The organism is Magnetococcales bacterium (genome assembly GCA_015232395.1).
Classification (GTDB): domain Bacteria; phylum Pseudomonadota; class Magnetococcia; order Magnetococcales; family JADFZT01; genus JADFZT01.
This window is the reverse complement of sequence record JADFZT010000163.1, coordinates 1-2,914: the sequence shown is the minus strand read 5'-3', so window position 1 is coordinate 2,914 and position 2,914 is coordinate 1. Positions and strand designations below refer to the sequence as shown.

Annotated in this window: 1 protein-coding gene; it reads right to left on the bottom strand. The window is 54.5% G+C overall.

Translation table 11 applies throughout. The annotated features are described in order from the left end of the window. Window positions 1-111 precede the first annotated feature (111 nt). Window positions 112-2,523, bottom strand: coding sequence for an ATP-binding protein (locus HQL52_20235; GenBank protein MBF0371770.1), 2,412 nt, complete (start codon window positions 2,521-2,523; stop codon window positions 112-114). Window positions 2,524-2,914 lie beyond the last annotated feature (391 nt).

The window sequence follows — 2,914 nt, the reverse complement described above, 5'->3', positions numbered from 1 at the left end:
TCAGCTCCCTGGATCCCCGCCTTCGCGGGGATGACGAGTCAGGGAAGAGTGTCCAGTTTTGAGATAGAACTGCTATATTACCCCCATCCAGCCAATAATCCCCCCCCATCCCTATCCAGCACTGGAAACCAGTTGCAGGATGATTTCCACCGCTTCCCGATATTCCGGCAGGAGATTTTTCTTATAGACGTTGCGCTCTTTGATGGACTCCTTGCGGTGGATTTCAAAGGCGTGGATATAGGGCAGAAACTGCTCGGAAAGTTTGCCGGGATCGTTTTTCAGGGCATCGATCATCTTTTGGGCGATGCCCAGCTTGCTCTGGCTGATCAGATTGTTGAGCAGTCGTTGGATGCGGGTACGGTTGAGGTTGATGCGGGTGGCTTGGATGAAGGCCACTACCAGGCGCACCCCGTCGTCGGCCAGGGGGCTGTCGTCGTCGATGGCATCGAAGAGAGTGCCCAAATCCATATCCAGGTTGCGGCTGTCCTGGGGTTGTTCCAGGCAGGCGATGGTGGCTTGGAGGTGTTTGTGGGCGGCCTGTGGATTGTTCAGGCGTAGATGGATCGCCACCAGATTGCGGTGAATCTGGGGAATGTCGTTCCCCCCCTTCTGGGCCAGTGCCTCTTCACAGCAGGCCAGGGCGGCTTCGGGCTGATCGTTCAGAAGCAGGGCCTGCCCCTTGTTACCCAGAATTACCGGTTTGCGCACGCCCCACTCCTGGGCCGGGGCGTCGATGGCCTGGTCGAAGGCGGTGGCGGCCTCGGTATAGCGCCTCTGGAGGAGCAGAATCACCCCCTGATGGTAGATCGGCTCCCGGGTTTCCGGTTTGGCTTTGCGCCATTTATCATTAAACTTTTCGATGGTTCCCAAGCTCTCCTGCGCCAGGAACAGGGAGCGGGAATAGACCCACCAGATGGGGTCGGCCTGTACCTGATCTTTTTGGAACAGCTCTTGGAACAGCGCGTTGGCTTCGTGAAAATCCCGCACCATGAAGAGGCAGAGGGCGTTGAATAGATTAAAGTTGCCTTCCGGATCCGGCCCGAACGCCGCCCCACCCCGAAAGCCGTTGTGCAGGGAGCGCATCCCTTCTGGGTCGTTGTTGGCCACATATTCCCGGGCTTTTTTGACATATTCGGGATCAAGACTGCTGTAGCGCTCCATGTCGAAGAGATTCATCAGCGCCTTGTTGTCTTCCAGGGCGGTACCCCGGAAGGACATATCCCCCAACCGGTGGGTATATTCCCGTGAGGCTTCCTCCCCACCATAGAAGGATTGGAAAAACTGGATCAGGGCGGAGATGCGGTTGAAGGAGTCCATGGACTGGCGCACCTCCATCCACATGCGGAACATGGTGTATTTGATGACATATTTTTGCTCTTTGCCCTTGTCGCCGTGGGGCTTGGCATAGTGATGTTCCACCAGCCAGGACATGGCGGAGCGGATGGAATTTTTGTTGCGTTTGAGCTGATTGGCGATGGCTTTTTGGGAGACCGGGGCTTGGTTTTTGACCATCTGGATCAGCACTTCGTGGCGCAAACCCACGAGCCCGTGTTGCTTCAGGCGATCCTGATAATAGGGGGTGAGATCCACCAGGAGATCGGCAATGGCCTTTTCGATCTCGCCTTTTTTTTGCCCCCGGAGCGCCTTGTAAAACATCGCCAGCATCCGGGCGTTGCCGTTGGTGAAGGGGTGGATCATATCGAGAATGATCGGATTTTGCCCCAAATCCTGGCGGAAGGAGACGTCGTTGCGGGAGTCGGCCAGGCGTTCCAAAAATTCCCGGGATTCCGCCACCGAAAATTCCTGGATGGGGCGCACCTCAAACTGTTGGTGAAAGAGGCTGTTTTGGTCTTTCAACAGTTTGGGATGGGTGGTGGAGGTGGCGATCAGGGTGATTTGGGCTTTATCGAGGAAGAGTAAAAAGTGTTCGATATCCTCTTTGCGGTTGCTGAGGATCCGCTCGATGAAGAGATCGAGATTTTCCACAAACACCGCGATCCGGTATTCCGGGGTATTTTTCGGGGGAAAGCCCAGCTCTTCCCGGGAGCCCAAAATGCCCTGGGTGACGGTATCGATGAGTTTTCGATGGGTCCACCCCTCCTCCCGCATCATATCCCGAATGGCCGCCACAGCCCCCAACTCCCCTTCCCGCCGGGTGCTTTTCCCGGCGATGGCGGTTGAGCGGCGGGGTTCGAATTCAGCGATTCCCTCTCCAAATTTTTGATAGACATCCAGAATGAACTGAGTGATATCGGAAAAATCCCGAAAATCTTCATCCAGACGGATGGGAATCACCCGGCGTTGGTTGTGGGCGGGGGCTTGGCGATAATTTTCCGCGCAGCGATGGGTAAAATAGGTCTTTCCCACCCCCCGGGGACCGATGAAGAGCAGGTGCTTGCGGTCGCCGAGAGCCGACTCCACCGCCGCCAACTCCCCTTGCCGTCCCACAAATATTTTTCCCGCTTCCCGACCAAATCGGCTGAAAAAATCAAAGCTGGGAGTGGTGGGGTCTTGGCTGGTCATGGTCTGCATCTCCTTGGATCTTTGCTAACAGGCGTTTTTTCTGCCCATGGGGGCGGTTTGAAATAGCGGATATGATGGCATGGTGTTGTCGAAATAACAACACATTTTCAAGATAGCAGCTGATTATTGCGGGTATCAACAGATCAAGAGGTGTGGTTTAGCTGCTGAAGTGGTTCTTCTTAATGAAGCAAAACAACTTTACCTATTCTCCTTGCCAATCAGCCGGAACCCTTCTCTCGGGCTCATCGCTTAAGTGGTCATTGGTTTGTGAATGGGATGGAGAGCGGTTCTCGGTCATTTTCCCAACTATTTATAATGTAACTATTCAGCACCCTGCCGCAAATAAGACTTGACAGCCTTTTTGGTCTGAAAATGTTTTGCTGACTTCGTA

Coding starts and splice junctions, on each gene's coding strand:
- HQL52_20235 (MBF0371770.1), bottom strand. CDS start 2,523: ATGACCAGCCAAGACCCCACCACTCCCAGCTTTGATTTTTTCAGCCGA.